Here is a 14,627-nt window from a genome sequence, read left to right as displayed (position 1 = left end):
GCGGGTGAATCGTCGTTATGGGCACCCCAGACCGACGATTCACCCGGTTTCGCGGCAGGGGATCCGCGGGGCGGTCGACGAGGCTCGCCATCACGGCGAGGCCGCCCATCCCGTCGGCGAGCACGTGGTGGAACACGATGATGAGCGCGGCTCGGTCGTCCGGTGAGGCCGGCGCACCCGCACCGACCCCGGTCACGAGCACCGCGACCCAGAGCGGCCGGGAACGCGACAGCCGGGTGCCGAGCAGCCCCGCGGCGATGTCGAGGACCGCCGCCTCTCCCCGGGCGCCGGGCACACTCGCGAGGACAGATGCCGCGACACGTCGAAGTCGGGGTCGTCGACCCAGGCCGGCCGGCCGCATCCGATGGGCACGTCGATCAGACTTTGCCGCAGCCGCGGCACCCGGCGGATGCGGTCGGCGAGCACGCCGAGGGCCACCTCTGTGTCGAGGCCCGCACGAGTATCGAGAAACAGCACCGCTCCGACCTGCATGGGCGAGGATCCTCGTTCGGTGGCGAGCGACATCAGATCGTCCGCACTGACCCGATCGATGGGTGGCAGGGTGGGCATAGCGCCACGCTATACCCGCGGGGTCCGCAGCCCGAGCCGGATCAACGCGATTCCCGTCCAGACGGACCAGGCCCACATCAGCACGCCGAGGATGTCGGGCACTATCCAGTGGAGCGATGGCGGCCCTGACAATACGGCCGCGGGCGAGGCGTTCCCGAACCGCCCGTAGGCTGGCGGGATGGCCGACTCCAGCTCCAGCCCAGCGCACAACGCAGGCCCACCGGCGCCGGCGGCACCACAGGCATCCGGTTTCGTCGCCGTATTCGGCCGGCGCCTGGAACGCCTCGATCGTTGGGCGGATGCGATCGGCATCGGTCGCAAGCGGCTGATCCTCCGCGCGGTGTGCCTGCTCATCACCCTGGCCGGGCTGGCCATGCTGCTCGGCAAGGACCTCACCCCGCCCGACACCCTCGACGAGTACCTGCACCCGGCCAAGACCTCCGCAGACGAGTTCCTGATCCGCAACCTCTCCGTCGACTACACGCTCGACGCAGACGCGCAGGGCCACTCGCGGGCGAGCGTGCTTGAGACCGTCGACGGAATCTTCGGCTCCGACTCCACGGCTACCGGCATCACCCGCTACCTGGTCGCCGAGAGCCGCGGCCATACCGTACACACCACGGTGACCTCGGTGACGGATGCCGGGGGCACCGCCGTTCCGTTCACGGTCACCCGCAGCGGCGACACCTGGAAGATCTCCACCGACACCGGCGCACGACTCGTCGGCGACCACCGATTCCTGATCCGTTACGTGCAGACCGAGCTGACCGATCATGTCCAGGACGCCCAGAACACCGCGTTCGAAGACAGCCTGAACTGGAGCGTGACGGGCGAACGCTGGTTGCAGGGAATAGGCGGCGTCGACGTGACCGTGCGCATGGACACAGCGCTCGCGGCGCACTTGGCCGGAGAACCGAGCTGGGGCGTCGCCTGGGCCATCCTGGGCAGCACCGCCTCATTCGACCGGGTCGCCGACGACGATCCCCTCGCCCAGCCCGGGCAGGCGGTCTTCCACAACCGGGTGTTGTCCACGCTGCCGCCGTTCGGCACGGTCTGGGTGGAATTCCACTTCGCCGACGGCACTTTCATGCCCTCCGACCGCTCGCTACTCGAGTGGATGCGCCTGCTCGCGCCGTTCCTGCCGATCCTGGTGGGCGTCGGGCTGCTCCTGCTCGGGCTCCTCGCCCGGGCCACGGTGTGGCGGAATGCCTCCGGTCGCGGCATCGTCATCGCCGAGAGCACGCCCCAGGCGGGCGTCGACCTCATGCTCGCCTCTCACATCCTGGGCCGGAGCCGCCGGTCGATCGTGGCTTCCCTGCTCGACCTCGCCGTGCGCGGCAACGTGCGACTGCTCCGGGTGAGCCCCGTGACCGACGGCAGGGTCGACGGCGGCAACGACGGCGCAAACTCCCCCGCCGGCCGGCACTGGTACGAGTTCGAATACGTGAATGAGGCGACCCTGACCGACGCCGACAAGGACCTGCTCAACGCCGTCTTCGGCGACGCCCGCATCATCAGCACGAAGAGACGTCCCGCCAAACGCTCGATGCGACCCGTTCGCCTCGACGTGCGCGGCGGCCTGCTGCGACCGGCATTCCGGCAACTGAGCCTGCGCGGCTGGCGCCGGTCCCTCGCGGAGGGCTACCGGCGGGTGCCGAACGGTTTCGTCAGGGACCTGCTGACCTGGGGCGTCATCGCGACGACCGCCCTGCAATGGGGTCTCTCCCGCCAGCTCGCCTACGACGGCATCGAATCGCAGGCCTGGTTGCTGTTCTGGGTGAGCGCGGCGAGCGCCGCCGTCACCTTCAGCGCCTTCACGCTCGCCGTGACCCGCTACCCTCTGACCCGGAAGGGCGCCCTCGCCCGGGAGCACCTGCTCGGCCTGCGGGAGTACATCCGGGTCGCCGAGCAGCTCCGGATCAACTTCCTGCAGAGCCCGTCCGGCGCGCTGTACACGCAACGCAAGGCCACGGTCGAGGTCGCCGAGCTCAACGATCCGCTGCTCGCCTACGCCGTGCTGTTCGGCCTGGAGCGTGGCTGGCGACGCGAGCTCGACCTCGCGTCGGCCGGAGCGCTGCCCCGTGGCTGGTGGCTCCCGCGGGACCTTGACCGCACCCCCTGAACAGAGAGGCTCAGGGAATTCTGGCCGATCGGCGTGACAATTCCGCCGAAGAACCGTCTTACAGGTGACGGATGTCGCACGACGGTGACCGCCGAGCCTGCGGGGCGCTAGGCTTCCCGCACAGAACCCGGAGGACACCCCATGACAAACACAGAGCTGACGGATCCCGACGCGACCGGAAACGGAACCGCCCCGGACGCCCGGACCCGCCTGGCCGCGGTCGTCTACAACCCGATCAAGGTCGACCTCCCCGCGCTCAAGGCCTCCGTCGCGACCGAAGAGTCCGCCGCGGGCTGGCCGGAGACGCTCTGGTTCGAGACCTCGGAAGACGACCCGGGACAGGGCGCGGCCCGGCAGGCGATCGAGGCGGGCGCATCCGTCATCATCGTGGCGGGCGGCGACGGCACCGTGCGCGCGGTCGCCGAGGTCGTGCACGGCACCGATCGCGCGCTCGTCCTGGTGCCCTCTGGCACCGGGAACCTGCTCGCCCGCAACCTCAAACTCGCCCTCGACGATGCCGCAGGGTCGATCCGCTCGGCGTTCACCGGGACCGACCGCCCCATCGACGTGGGCATGATCGACATCCGGCGCGCCGACGGCACGGTCGACCGGCACGCCTACCTGGTCATGGCCGGTCTCGGCCTCGATGCCAAGATGCTCGCCAACACCGACGACGACCTCAAGGCGAAGGTCGGCTGGCTGGCCTACGTGAAGGCCCTCGTCGCCGTGGGGCAGGACCGGAACGACCTGCACTTCCGGTACAGCCTTGACAAACAGCCCGCGCAGTCCATGCGGGCCCACACGATCATGGTCGGCAATTGCGGCTTGCTTCCTGCCGAGATCGTGTTGCTGCCCGACGCGGTCGTCGACGACGGGCACTTCGACATCGTCGTGCTCAAGCCGAAGGGAGTGCTCGGCTGGGTGCAGATCGTCTCCAAGGTGATCTGGGAGAACGGGGTGCTCAGCCGCACCCCACTCGCGCGCCGGTTGAGGACGAAGGACGTCGACGCCCTCAACTACGCGACCGGAACCGAGCTCGTCCTGCGCCTGCACCGGCCGGAAGAGATCGAGCTCGACGGCGACGAATTCGGGTCGGCCATCGCGTTCAAGACCTGGATCTCCCCGGGCGGCCTCACCGTGCGCGTGCCCGCCCCGGCTGCGTAGCCATTACGGCCGGGATCCGGCCTGCACCGGGTTCGCGGCCGCTGCGACGGAGACCGGAGCGCCGGTGAAGCGCACCCGCACGGCGTCGCCGGGAGCGGGGTGCACGCGCACGCCGTGCTGCACCGAGACCTCGGCGCCGTCGGCGAACCGCACCCGGGTGCGGCGAAGCGACCCGTGGAAGCTGGAAGCGGTGACGACGCCCTCCACCCCGTCCGCGGCGAGCTCGAGGTCTTCCGGCCGCACCGCGACGAGTACGGTCCCGTCCGCCTGTGACGGGTCGAGAAGGGGCAACCGGGTTCCGTACAGCTCCGCGAATCCGTTGCGCACCATTCCCGTCAGCTGGTTGCTCAGGCCGACGAAATCGGCGATGAACGGCGAGACCGGCCGGGAGTAGAGGTCTTCGGGGGTACCGACCTGCTCGATCCGGCCGTCGCGCATGACTGCGACCCGGTCGGCGATCGCGAGCGCCTCATCCTGATCGTGCGTCACGAACAGGGTCGTGATGCCCAGCTCGGTCTGGATCCGCCGGATCTCCTCGCGCAGGGTCACCCGCACCTTGGCGTCGAGAGCGGAGAGCGGCTCGTCGAGCAGGAGCACCCGTGGTTCGGTGACCAGGGCGCGGGCCAGTGCGACCCGCTGCTGCTGACCGCCGGACAGCTGGTGGGCGAACCTGTCGTAGTGGTCCGCAAGGCCGACGAGGGCGAGGGCGTCCCCGGCTCGACGCCGGCGAGCCGCGGCGGCGACCCCGCGCATCCGCAGCCCGAATTCGACGTTCTCGCCCGCGCTCAGATGCGGGAACAGGGAGTAGGCCTGAAAGACCATGCCCATGTCGCGCCGGCTCGTCGGGAGGGTGGACACGTCGACTCCGTCGACCAGGATGATGCCGGCATCCGTCGATTCGAGACCGGCGAGCGCCCGGAGTGCCGTGGTCTTGCCGCTTCCGCTCGGGCCGAGAAGCGCCACGAACTCGCCGGCGTGCAGGGTGAGGTCGAATCCGGCGAGGGCTCGGTGTCCCCCGAAATCCTTGGTGACGCCCGAGAATTCGACGACGGCTCCGTGGCGGTGCGTGGCTGCGCTCGACGACACCTCCGTCTGAGCAGCCTGACCGGAGGGAGCCGGCGCGGTGCTCCCGGTCGGCGTGTCCAGCGGGGTGTTGCTCGTGTTGCGGGTCATTGCCTGCCTCCGATGGGGCGGTGTCGTGGCGAGCGGGTGCGTTCGGCGCCCAGGCGGCCGATGAGAAGGAGCAGCAGGAACGCGAGGATCAGCGAAAGCAGGGACAGGATCACGGCCGTGTACGGGTCGGCCTTGCTGACCACGACGAGCGCGGTCTGCAGGTTCACCCGGCTCAGCAGCGACGCGATGGTGAATTCGCCGAGGACCACGGCGACCGCGATGAATGCGCCGGCCAGCAGGCCACGGCGCAGGTTGGGCAGAAGCACGCGGAACAGCACGCTCCCCCAGCCTGCTCCCAGGGTGCGGGCCGCCTCGCTCAGCGTGCGCACGTCAACGGCATCGAGGTTGGCCTGGATCGCCCGGTAGGCGTACGGCAGCACGATGATGCCGTATGCCAGGGACAGCGTCCAGACTCCGCTGCCGGCGAGCCGGGAGAGCACCGAGTAGACCGGCGCCAGTCCGACGACGAGGACGATCGCCGGGATGCTGATCGGCAGGATGCAGACGAATTCCAGCAGGCGTCGCAGCCGGGGAAAACGGATGTGCACCAGCAGCATCGTAGGCACGAGCAGCAGGAGCACGATCAGCACCGTTCCGACGGCCAGGCCGACCGAATTGCCGACGGCAACGAGCACCTGGCGGTACGGCCCGGTGAGACCGCCCTGGAACAGCGCGCTCCAGCGGGAGAAATCGTGGCCACCGGCCAGTCCCTTGCGGAGGGTGAACTCGACCATGGCCACGAACGGAATGACGAAGAGGAAACCGATCACACCCAGGATCAGGGCGCGCACGGCGCGCGAAGGAGCGTGCGCTACGCCCTCCCGCACGATCGGGCCGGTCACCGCTGCCACCGTGCGGCCCTCGATTGCAGGGCCGAATAGCCGGCCATGACGACCACCATCACCACGACCATCCCGAGGGCGAGCGCACCGGCCAGGTTCTCCCGGCCGAGCACCGTCTCGCTGGTCAGCGCCGACCGGATCTGCAGCGGCACGATCTGGGAGCCCTGGCTCGTGAGCGCCGCAGCGGTCGCATACGACGAGAACGCGTTCGCGAACAGCAAGAGGAGGCTGCCGAGGAAGGAGGGCGCGAGAACCGGGCCGGCGATCCTCAGCCAGTAGGAGGCGGTGCTCCCGCCCAGGGTGGCGTTGGCCTCGGCCCAGGTCGGTTTGAGGGCCTGGAGAGCGGGCATGAACGTGATGATCATCAGCGGCACCTGGAAGTAGAGGTAGGGCAGCACCAGCCCGGGCAATTCATAGAGCCAGACACCGCCCGCGAAGATGTCCAGGCCGAAGGTGTCGCGCAGGATGAGCGTGACCGATGCCCTGGATGCCGATGGTGGCGACGAACGCGAAGGCCAGCATCACGCCGCCGAATTGGGCGAGGACTCCGCTGAGCGAATCGACCACCGTGCGGAGGGCCCCGTCCGGACGTGCGCCGAGCAGCCCGTAACACGCGATCGCGCCGACCAACGCGCCAAGCACCGCGGTGAGGGCGGACAACCACAGGGAATTGGCGAACGCGTTGAGCACCACGGGGTTACCGAGTGCCGCGACCGTCGCCAGGGTGAACGAGCCGGACTTGTCGAAGAATCCGGTACCGACGGCGATCAGCGTCGGCAGGGCGAGAAAGAGGAGCACGTAGACCGCGAACGGCAGCAGCCCGAAGGCTGCTGCCGTTGTGCGGGTGCTACTGGACAGCGGCGGCCCAGGTCGCGCCGAGCAGGGTAGCCGCGGCTGCGCTCTGCTCTTTGGTCGGGACCACGGTCTCCGTGGGGGCCGTCGGAAGGGCGCCCAACAGTGCCGCGTCGATGGTGCCCGCGGCCGTCATCGCTTCGGCACGCGCAGGGCGTGCACCACCGGCGAGCCAGAGGTTCTGGCCTTCGTCGCTGTAGAGGAACTCCTGCCACAGCCGGGCTGCGGCGGGGTGCGGGGCGTCCTTGCTCACGGCCTGGTTGTAGTACCCGGCGTAGCCGGTGCCCGGGAACACGACGACCTTCCAGTTGCGCTGACCGGCGAGCTTGGTGCCGTAGCCGACATTGAGGTAGTCCCAGTCGAAGACGACAGGGGTCTCGCCGGAAGCGATCGTGGCCGGGGTCGGGTCGATCTTGACGAAGTTGCCCGCGGCGTTGAGCTTGGCGAAGAAGTCGATTCCGGGCTGGAAGTTGTCGACGGTGCCACCGTTCTGCACGGTCGCCATCCCGACGGCGGCGAACGCGGCCCCGGCCTGGGTCGGGTCGCCGTTGATGGCGACCTTGCCCTTGTAGGCTGCGCCGAGCAGGTCGCTCAGCTGCGTCGGCGCCGGGACGGCGTCGGGGTCATAGCCGACGGCCAGGTATCCGCCGTAGTCGCCGGTGTAGAGCCCGGTGGCTTCCTTGAGGGCGTCGGGGATATCGGCCCAGGTGGCCACCTTGTACGGGGCGAACCGGTCGGTACTGGACAGGGCTACGGCCAGGCCCAGGTCGAAGACGTCTGGCGCGGTGTCCTGCCCCTTCAGAGTGTCCGCCGCCTGGATTTCCTCGGCGCTCGAGCCGTCCGGGGAGGCTTCGTTGATCGTGATCTCGGGGTACTTCTTCGAGAACGCGTCGAGCACGGCGCCGTAGTTCGCCCAGTCACGAGGGAGGGCGATGACGTTGAGATTGCCTTCCGCCTTGGCTGCGTTCTCGAGGGCCGGCAGGTCGCCGAATGCGCTCAGGCTGGTGGCTGTTGCGGCATCGGTGGTGGCGGTTCCGCTCGCGGCCGTGCCGGAGCATCCGGTGAGGCCGATCGCAAGCACGGCCGTGGCAGCCAGGGATGTGATCAGGGTGCGTGGGGTGATCAATTTTCCTCCGTCTGACCAGCAGCGAGAGGCCGCACACGCATCGGCGAGCGCAGTTCGTTGCCGCGGTGCTGGTCACCGAGAGACTAAAAGTCGTTCTTGACGGGACGGCGAAACGTTCCTGAACAGCTCATGAATGCTCGGCGCCACGTTTCCCTCCGCACGGAACGACTCCCGCGCTCACCGCCGCGAGCGCGCGAACACGGTACGCAGCGAGACCCGCTTGGTGTATTCGACCGAGCCGTAGCGGAACAGCTGCACCGCGAGCCGGAGCACGATTCCGCCGAGCAGGAAGAGTTCCGCGATGACGATGCCGGACTCCAGGGGCTCAGCGAGCCCAGTCCGTTCCGGAGCATCGCCGTCACCGGCGCGGAATACGGGAAGAACGTGAAGAGCTGCACGATCAGCGCGTGCGGATCGGACACCACGAGCGACACCGCGTAGAGGGGCACGAAAACGAGCGCCATCACGATGCCGAAGACCTGGCTGGCCTCCTTGGCGGTGGGCATGATCGCCCCGGCTGCGACGAGGGTGCCCATGAACAGGGTGAACCCACCGATCAGGAGCAGGGCGCCGACGACCATCTGGCCGGGGTTGACGATGAGCTGGGAGAGGTCGACGTCGGGCAGGCTCAGCGAGGTGCGGAAGAACAGGTAGCCGACCAGCACCGGCAGGATGAACACGAGCATCTGCACGATCCCGATGATGAACAGGGAGATGATCTTGCCCATGATCAGGGTCGTCGGGTTGAGGGTGGTCAGGATCATCTCGGTGACCCGGTTCTCCTTCTCCTCGAGGGTGCTCGTGAGCATCTGGTTGCCCAGCATCACGATCACGACGTAGAAGATCAGCAGGAAGAGCAGGGGGGCGACGGCACCGAGGATTCCGCCGGAGACCGCGCCGTCCTTATAGGTGATCGCATCGACCTGGAAGGAGCCCCGCGCCAGCCCGGTCAACGTCTGGTCGCCGATCTTCGCCTGGGCGCTGGCGACCATCAACTGGGTCGCCACCGAGGAGTACTTGCCGTTGTCGAAGATGCCGACGTCGGCGCCGTAGACCGTGGTGGCCTCCTTCGTCGGTTCGGCCGGGTAGGAGAAGTAGGCCGCCGATGCGCCCGACTTCACGTCCGCGATCGCCTGGTCGGGGTCGGCGGCGAGGGTGCCCCCGAACGCGGTGGCGATGGCCGGGTCGATGTAACCGGATGCGTCGCTGTAGGTGAACCGGAGGGTCGCGTCCTTCTGCGAGTCGACCTTGCTCTCCGTGGAGGTGTTGGACAGCACGATGAGCGCGATCACGATGCCGATCACCACTGGCACGAGCAGGGTCGTGAGCCAGAACTGCTTCTTCTTGAGCGTGCGGGTCACTTCGAAGGAGACGACGGTGCCGAGATTGTGCCGAGCCATGGTCTACTCCCCCGCCGTTCCGTTACGTTCACCGGCAGTAGCGCCGGCGTTCTGGTCGCCGGGGTTCTGATCACCGGTGTTCTGGTCACCATAGACGGCGACGAAAATGTCGTCGAGGGAAGGACGACCGGCGGTGAACTCGCGAACGGTCACCCCCGCATCCATCAGTTCGCGCAGGATGACGGCCTCGTCGATCGGGCCGGTCACGGTCAGTTCGGCGTAGCTGCTCTCGCGCCGGGTGACCGTGTAGTGCGGAGAGTCGGGGATCTCGCCGGAGTAGCGGACCCGGACCACGGTTCCGCCGTACTGGTCCTGCACGTCTTCGACGGTGCCGTATGCCTCGGCCTCACCGTTCTTCAGGAGCACGATCCGGTCGCAGAGGCGCTCGACCTCTTCCATCTGGTGGGTGACCATCAGCACGGTGGCGCCGGCGCGTTTCTGGTCTTCGATGATGTCCATCAGAAGTTTGCGGTTGACCGGGTCGAAGCCCTTGGTCGGCTCGTCGAGGATGAGCAGCTCCGGGTCGTTCATGATCGTGACGCCGAGCTGCACCTTCTGCTGCTGGCCGCCCGACAAGTTTGTCGAGCCGCACCTTCGCCTTATCGGCCAGCGCGACCCGTTCGAGATACTGCAGCGACCAGGAGTGCGCGTTCGATCGGCTGAGTCCCTTGAGGCGCCCGAAATAGGTCATCACGTCGATGACGGATTCCTTCTTGTACAGGCCGCGTTCCTCGGGCAGGTAGCCGAGGGTGGCGCCGTCCTCGGGGCTGAACGGCTTCCCGTTGATGTGCAGCAGACCGGCGGTGGGCTGGTAGATCCCGAGCAGCGCGCGGATGGTGGTGGTCTTGCCGGATCCGTTGGACCCGAGGAACCCGAAGGTCTCGCCCCGGTTGATGTCGAAGGACAGGTCGCGGATCACGGTGGTGCGGCCGAAGTCCATCCGGAAGTTGCTGATGTGCACGAGCGGCTCAGTTTCCGACCGCGAGTCCTTCCGCGGAACAGCCTGCTGATCGGGCTTATCAAGTGAAGAAAGAAGTGAAGACGCCATGCCGAAGATCCCCCCAGTTTCGTTACCACGACGTTACACCGGAGGGGCCTGCGCGCGTCAGTGGCCGTGCGCTCCGGCCGGTGCGTCGGCATCCGCGCCCTCGACCGCCGGCGTGCGGCGGATGAAGAACGCCGCCGGGATCGCGAACAGCGAGATCACGGCGCCGCAGAGGAAGGCCGCGTGGATCCCTGCGCTCGTTGCGGTCACTGCGGTCACACCGGTGGCCAGCTGCGACGCGGCGACGGAGGCCATCACCGTCACGAACAGGGCGGTGCCGAACGCGCCGGCGAGTTGCTGAATTGTGCCAACCATGGCGCTGCCGTGCGAGTAGAGCTCGGGGCGCACAGCCGCCAGCCCCGCGGTGAACAGCGGAGTGAAGAGCAGGGCGAGGCCGAGACTCAGGGTCACGTGCGCAGCGACGACCATCCAGGGCGCGCTGTGCTCGTTCAGCAGGGTCATCCCCCAGAACACCGCGCTCACGATCACCGAGCCAGTGACGAGGAGCCGGGTGGGGCCCGACCGGTCGTAGAGCCGTCCCACGAGCGGCGCGAGCAGGCCCATCACGAGCCCCCCGGGCAGCAGCATCAGCCCGGTGGTGAGCGTGTCGAGGCCGAGCACGGTCTGAATGTAGATCGGCAGCAGGATGATGGTGCCGAACAGGGCCATCATGCTGATCGCCATCATCACGATCGCGAACGTGAAGGTGCGCGAGCGGAAGGTGCGCAGGTCGAGCAGGGCGCGGTTGCGCTTCTGCAGGGACAGCTGACGCAGGATGAACGCCGTGAGGCCGAGCGCGCCGACCGCGAGCGGCAACCAGCCGGACACCGAACCGATGCCGCCGCCCGCAGCGCCCAGGTTGCTCAGCCCGTAGACGAGCCCACCGAAGCCGAGCGCGGAGAGGATCACCGAGAGCACGTCGATCGGGGTCTTGGTCGGCGTCGTGACGTTCTTCATCAGGATGCCGCCGACGACGAGCGCGGTCAGCGCGATGGGCAGCACGATGATGAACATCCAGCGCCAGTCGAGCACGCTCAGGATCGCCCCGGAAATCGTCGGGCCGATCGCCGGTGCGACCGAGATCACGATGGAGATGTTGCCCATCATCCGGCCGAGGTGCGCCGCCGGAACGAGCGTCATCACGGTCGTGAGCAGCAGCGGGAACATGATCGCCGTTCCGGTCGCCTGCACCACCCGGGCGACGAGCAGCACGGTGAACCCGGGTGCGAGCGCTGCGATGAGCGTTCCGGTGCTGAACAGGGTCATCGCCGCGATGAACACCGGCCGCGTGTTGTAGCGCTGCAGCAGGAACCCCGTGATCGGGATGACCACGGCCATCGTGAGCATGAACGCGCTCGTGAGCCACTGGGCTGCGCTCGCAGAGATGCTGAGGTCTTCCATCAGTCGCGGCAGCGCCACGCCCATGATCGTCTCGTTCAGGATCACGACGAAGGTGGAGATGAGGAGCAGGGTGATGACGAGGCGGTTGCGCACGCCGAGGGCAGCCTCGGCCGCGGATGCCGCGGCATCCGCCCCCGGTGAACCGTGGTTCGTGTTCTCGTGTGTGGTGGTGGCGGTGGCGATTTCAGCCATGTGAAGGTCCCGTCGAGAAGTGCGGTCAAGATGGTGGGGCGGTGCAGCTATTCAAACTCAAACCACTGACACCGCCCGATTGTTCCGGTGAAGCGAAACTCCGTGGGACGGAATTCCGCTTCACCGGTCACCGATAGGGCGTGGTCATCCGGTAGCGCAGCAGGTCCGCATGCTGGCGCTCGAGAGCCCGCTCGCGTTCCTCGCGGACGAGGCGGACGGCCTCCCAGTCGACGGCGGCGACCGGGCGCTGCACGCGCGGCCGACGTCCCCACCGGATCAGGGCGACGCCGAGGTGCAGCGCCAGGCGATCGATGCGGCCGAGGGGACGCAGGTTGCGGTCAGCGGATGCGCGTTCGGATCCGGAGTGCGGGTCCGGTTCGGGCTGCGGGTGCAGCGGGTGGTCGTGGCGACCGGCAGTGGTCGACAGCGTTGTGGTCATGAGAGTGAGCCTCACTGTGGCGGTGCCCAGAACGGATGCGGAGGCATCCGTCGAGTGCACCGGCGGGGCCGCCGAGGCGGCGCAAAGGGACGTCGCCAGGAGTGCGACGTCAGGGAACGGGAGTGATCCCGGGGCGCGGAAAACGCTGGCTGCGTGCGGACATCGAGGGCGTCGCCACCGCAGAACCGGTGACGGAAACTCGCGCCGGTCAGGCGGTGAAGACGCCGACGAGGCCGACGGCGAGGCAGTTCACTGCGGAAATCTTGGACTGAATCATGGGACGGCTCCTCTCGTCGGGTGGCGTAGCTGCCACGGTACCCGTCGCCCCCACGATCGCGCAAGGGAATCGAGCAAGGTGCCCTGAAACAGCGGCTCCGACCTCGGCGGATTCGCCCGTTGGCCCCTCCCTCACAGGGGCACCGCCTCGGCGACGGCACGATCACGGATGCTGCCCTCGGCCCGGTCGCTCATGACGTCCACCCGCACGCCGAGAAGGTGTTCAAGATCGAGGACCAGGCCCGCCGCATCGAGGATTGAGGCCTCGGGCGCGAATGCGACGAGGAGGTCGATGTCGCTGCCGACGGCATCCGTGCCCCGGGCAATGCTCCCGAAGACCCGCACATTGCCGGCGCGGCGGCGTGCGGCCAGCTCGATCACGCGCTCGCGCCCCCGCTGCAGCACGACCGATGGTCGCTCGGCGGTCGCGGCCATGATGCGGGCGAGGGTTTCGGGGCGCGGCTGCACCCGACCGGACTCATAGGCGGAGAGATTCGGCTGCGGCACGTCGGCGCGCACGGCGAGCTGGCTCTGCGAGAGCCCTTCGCGCGTGCGTGCCTCGAGGATGCTCTCCGCTGTGTTCATGCACGGAGTATAGCTCGCAGCTATAGGACCTCCGCGGGCCCGCTCCCGTCACCGTCACTCACGCCCGCGCCCCTTTCGGCAGCCCGCGCCCCCTTGCCCTCACGCCCGCGCCGGTTTCGGCACACCGCGCCCGCCGTTTCGGGCGCGGCCTGCGCAAACCAGCGCGGGCGCCACCACGATGGCCGGACTAGTCGAGCTTCAGGTCTGCGAGTAGGTCCTCGAGGACCGACTCCTCTTCGACGCGCAAGCGCAACTCCTCCATCGCGCCGGAGAGAGCACTGTCCCAGGGAGTGTCGCCGACGCTTCCGGTGAACGCCGAGGTCGCGAGGCTCGACTCGCACGCGGCGCGGTAGTCGGCTTCGCCGTATCGCCACGGAGTCCACGGCACGCTGCGAGCGACCGTGCGCGCGATCGTGACGCCGCCCGCATCGAAGTCACCGTGGTACCGGAGCCGCGAACCGCCTTCGACGAGTTGCGTGAGTAACCGCAGCACCGCAGCCCCCGGTTGCCCGTTCACACACACGATCGGTACGAAACCGCCACCAGCACCAGCACCAGCACCAGCACCAGCACCGTACCGGTCGGCCGCGGCCGCGATCACCGCAGGGTTCTCGCACACCGAGACCAGCGCCGGGGCCCGGCCGATGTCATCCACGGCAAGCTGCCGGTACGTCAATACGACGGGCTGGCCGGACTCGGCGAGCGCCGCTAGGGCGCGGGCCGTCGGAGATATCACGCCGCCGGGAAGCCCGAGCGCGAGCACGGTCGAGGACAGCTCGTCCACGACAACACCCGACTGCTGCCACGCGTCCCGCCGCCACCGTGATCCGTTCCCGGCGGGTTGCCCGGACGCGGCCGCCGCGAGCCCGACCGCGATCGGCCCGAGTGGACTCTTCGGGTCGAGCGCATGCGCGTCCCCGAACAGGCGCGCCGCGAGCACGCCGAGAGCCTCCCCTCCGCAGGCAGGGCGCGGGCGAGCACACCGAGCTGGAGGGTCATCATGTGGGCGGCCGAAGCGGATGCCGTCACTCGCCGCAGCGCGCCCGATCGGTTCACGCCGTCCACCCAGCCCGCGAGTTCGGGCCGTTCGACGGCGATCACGCGCAGGGTGTCGGCGACCTGTTGCCAGCTCGCCCGTTCCGCGCGCCGGACCTCGGGGCCAACGATCGGCCCGACGAGTTCGGTGACCGCCGAGGCCAGCCCCGCGGGCCACGCGTCCCTCCGCAGCAGGGTGTCGAGCTGGTCGAGCGACACCGAAGCCGACGACCCCGAGCGCACGGGCCGACCGACGAGCCGGGCCGCCGCCATCCGCTCGGTCGCGCTCGCGTTCTGCTTCGTGACGACGCCCACGAGCGTGCCGGTCTGCTCGAGTCGGGAGCGCATGCGCGTCAGCAGCCACGCCGTCTCTGGAGTGCCGAGCAGACGATGGATGCGTGCAAC

The 14,627-nt window shown here is 68.6% G+C and carries 9 protein-coding genes and 4 pseudogenes; 2 read left to right on the top strand and 11 right to left on the bottom strand.

All coding sequences use genetic code 11. From position 1 onward, the window contains the following. Positions 1-97: 97 nt before the first annotated feature. A pseudogene (locus tag RGU41_RS01720) lies at positions 98-492 on the bottom strand (wax ester/triacylglycerol synthase domain-containing protein); the annotation flags it as partial. A gap of 256 nt (positions 493-748) precedes the next feature. On the opposite strand from RGU41_RS01720, the gene RGU41_RS01715 reads away from it, so the two are divergent. Together RGU41_RS01715 and RGU41_RS01710 are read left to right on the top strand one after the other, a co-directional pair. Next, positions 749-2,692, top strand: a complete 1,944-nt coding sequence (locus tag RGU41_RS01715) for a DUF2207 family protein (protein WP_322135339.1) — start codon at positions 749-751, stop codon at positions 2,690-2,692. A gap of 141 nt (positions 2,693-2,833) precedes the next feature. Then, entirely contained in the window at positions 2,834-3,856 is a 1,023-nt protein-coding gene (locus tag RGU41_RS01710) for a diacylglycerol/lipid kinase family protein (RefSeq protein ID WP_322135338.1), read from the top strand. Positions 3,857-3,859: 3 nt separating this feature from the next. Here RGU41_RS01710 and RGU41_RS01705 read toward each other — a convergent pair whose 3' ends face one another. The 10 genes and pseudogenes from RGU41_RS01705 to RGU41_RS01660 form a co-directional block, all read right to left on the bottom strand. After that, positions 3,860-5,029 carry an ABC transporter ATP-binding protein gene (locus tag RGU41_RS01705; RefSeq protein ID WP_322135337.1) on the bottom strand — a complete coding sequence of 390 codons (1,170 nt, stop codon included), beginning with the start codon at positions 5,027-5,029 and terminating at the stop codon, positions 3,860-3,862. Then, positions 5,026-5,871, bottom strand: coding sequence for an ABC transporter permease (locus RGU41_RS01700; RefSeq protein WP_241975406.1), 846 nt, complete (start codon positions 5,869-5,871; stop codon positions 5,026-5,028). Before RGU41_RS01700 ends, RGU41_RS01705 begins: the two co-directional genes overlap by 4 nt. Beyond that, positions 5,868-6,729: pseudogene (locus RGU41_RS01695) on the bottom strand (ABC transporter permease). Before RGU41_RS01695 ends, RGU41_RS01700 begins: the two are co-directional and overlap by 4 nt. Beyond that, the gene (locus RGU41_RS01690; protein ID WP_322135336.1) at positions 6,719-7,849 is read right to left on the bottom strand and encodes an ABC transporter substrate-binding protein; all 1,131 of its coding nucleotides are present in this window, start codon (positions 7,847-7,849) and stop codon (positions 6,719-6,721) included. Before RGU41_RS01690 ends, RGU41_RS01695 begins: the two are co-directional and overlap by 11 nt. A gap of 83 nt (positions 7,850-7,932) precedes the next feature. Further along, entirely contained in the window at positions 7,933-9,249 is a 1,317-nt protein-coding gene (locus RGU41_RS01685; RefSeq protein ID WP_322135335.1) for an ABC transporter permease, read from the bottom strand. A gap of 3 nt (positions 9,250-9,252) precedes the next feature. After that, positions 9,253-10,189, bottom strand: a pseudogene (locus tag RGU41_RS01680) (ABC transporter ATP-binding protein). Positions 10,190-10,354: 165 nt separating this feature from the next. Next, complete coding sequence (locus RGU41_RS01675) at positions 10,355-11,887, bottom strand: MDR family MFS transporter (RefSeq protein WP_322135334.1); 1,533 nt, start codon at positions 11,885-11,887, stop codon at positions 10,355-10,357. A 127-nt stretch (positions 11,888-12,014) separates the two neighbouring features. Continuing rightward, positions 12,015-12,326, bottom strand: coding sequence for a hypothetical protein (locus tag RGU41_RS01670; RefSeq protein ID WP_134445961.1), 312 nt, complete (start codon positions 12,324-12,326; stop codon positions 12,015-12,017). A gap of 408 nt (positions 12,327-12,734) precedes the next feature. Further along, entirely contained in the window at positions 12,735-13,187 is a 453-nt protein-coding gene (locus RGU41_RS01665) for a helix-turn-helix domain-containing protein (protein ID WP_322135333.1), read from the bottom strand. Between the two features lie 187 nt (positions 13,188-13,374). Then, a pseudogene (locus tag RGU41_RS01660) lies at positions 13,375-14,495 on the bottom strand (TIGR02679 family protein). Between the last annotated feature and the right edge of the window lie 132 nt (positions 14,496-14,627).

Origin of the sequence: Cryobacterium sp. 10C3 (assembly GCF_034314285.1) — a bacterium.
GTDB lineage: Bacteria > Actinomycetota > Actinomycetes > Actinomycetales > Microbacteriaceae > Cryobacterium > Cryobacterium glucosi.
The sequence above is the reverse complement of the archived record's forward strand: the minus strand, read 5'-3'. Positions and strand labels throughout refer to the sequence as shown.

Excerpts from the sequence above, each read along its gene's own strand:
- RGU41_RS01670 (WP_134445961.1), bottom strand. The coding sequence starts at position 12,326 with ATGACCACAACGCTGTCGACCACTGCCGGTCGCCACGACCACCCGCTG.
- RGU41_RS01715 (WP_322135339.1), top strand. The coding sequence starts at position 749 with ATGGCCGACTCCAGCTCCAGCCCAGCGCACAACGCAGGCCCACCGGCG.
- RGU41_RS01705 (WP_322135337.1), bottom strand. The coding sequence starts at position 5,029 with ATGACCCGCAACACGAGCAACACCCCGCTGGACACGCCGACCGGGAGC.
- RGU41_RS01685 (WP_322135335.1), bottom strand. The coding sequence starts at position 9,249 with ATGGCTCGGCACAATCTCGGCACCGTCGTCTCCTTCGAAGTGACCCGC.
- RGU41_RS01665 (WP_322135333.1), bottom strand. The coding sequence starts at position 13,187 with ATGAACACAGCGGAGAGCATCCTCGAGGCACGCACGCGCGAAGGGCTC.
- RGU41_RS01710 (WP_322135338.1), top strand. The coding sequence starts at position 2,834 with ATGACAAACACAGAGCTGACGGATCCCGACGCGACCGGAAACGGAACC.
- RGU41_RS01675 (WP_322135334.1), bottom strand. The coding sequence starts at position 11,887 with ATGGCTGAAATCGCCACCGCCACCACCACACACGAGAACACGAACCAC.